Source organism: Gordonibacter massiliensis (ex Traore et al. 2017), from assembly GCF_019731765.1.
Classification (GTDB): domain Bacteria; phylum Actinomycetota; class Coriobacteriia; order Coriobacteriales; family Eggerthellaceae; genus Gordonibacter; species Gordonibacter massiliensis.
The window spans coordinates 1-1150 of record NZ_JAASIO010000028.1; the positions used below are offsets into that span (position 1 = coordinate 1).

A 1150-nucleotide genomic window follows, 5' to 3' on the forward strand; every position below is an offset into this window, starting at 1 on the left:
CGTGCAGCGGCTACTTCAGCGTCGACGGCGCGAACTACTTCGGCCTGGGCGGCCAGGGCTACGTGCTGCGAGGGAAAGCATCTTGGGGCTCGGTAGTGCTGCTTGCTGACAACGATGGCAAGATGGTTTCGTCGTCAGGCTGGCTGGTTACTAAGGTGTATGACAGCGACTTACAGCGCTACTGGATAATACAAATACCTAATCAGGTAGGTTATTTTGGCGCTCAAGTCGGATATTTTACTGCGGTGTTTGAAGGCGAGCCGAATTCTTTTTATGGTCAGGAAGGCCAAGGGTACGTTGTACGAGGAAAAATGCCTTACGGCAATGGTGTTCTATTAGCTGACAATGATGGCAGGCTTGCTGTAACTACTGGATGGTTGGTGACAGATCGATATGATGGTCGACTCGAACGCTATTATTTAGATTTTTCGTGTTTTGGTCATATTGGTGCGCATGTTGGCATGATTGATGCTGCTGGACAAAAATACTACGGTCTGCCAGACGTTGGATATGTGATGCGAAATGCCACGAGTCCGGTAGATGGGTATTGGTATGATGCTAACAACGACGGAGCTCTTTCGCTAGTCAGCACTCGTGCCATTCGTCTTGGGAATGGGACCTATTTATGGATTGATGCGAGTGGGCGCGAGAATCGACAAGACGCCATTAACCGGTTGATGGCTGCAGCAGATTCAGTTTTAGGGGTCCCTTATGTCTGGCTAGGGCGATATCCTGAAGATGGCGGTATGGATTGCGCGTCATTTACCTATTGGTGCTATCGACAACTGGGTATAACAATCGATTTTGAAACCTATGGGCAGGTATACGACGGGCGAGGGGTGTCCCTTTCCGAAGCAGCCCCCGGCGATTTGATTCTTATGTACTTCTCGTCTCCTGGCGTTCCCGAGCATGTGGTGATGTACGCTGGAAATGGGATGATTTACGAGGAGCCGACCTTTGGGGGACATTGCCAGTACGTGCCTCTTTCAGCGAAAAACGCTGGATACGTAGTTGTTCGCAGGATATTAGCATGAGCTAGAGCGGAAGCTGCTTGTATGTAGAGGTTTGAAGACATTCGTTCGAAAGTGACTGAAGATGCCGAGTGAGCGTTCGAGGGTTTGCGCACCATCCGTATTTGCCTTTGCGATCG

Annotated in this window: 1 protein-coding gene; it reads left to right on the top strand. The window is 50.2% G+C overall.

Annotated elements, in window-relative coordinates; genetic code table 11:
• Nucleotides 1-1034 (top strand): C40 family peptidase (locus HCH03_RS16190; protein ID WP_221690332.1); only part of this gene is annotated, 1034 nt, incomplete at its 5' end.
• Nucleotides 1035-1150 lie beyond the last annotated feature (116 nt).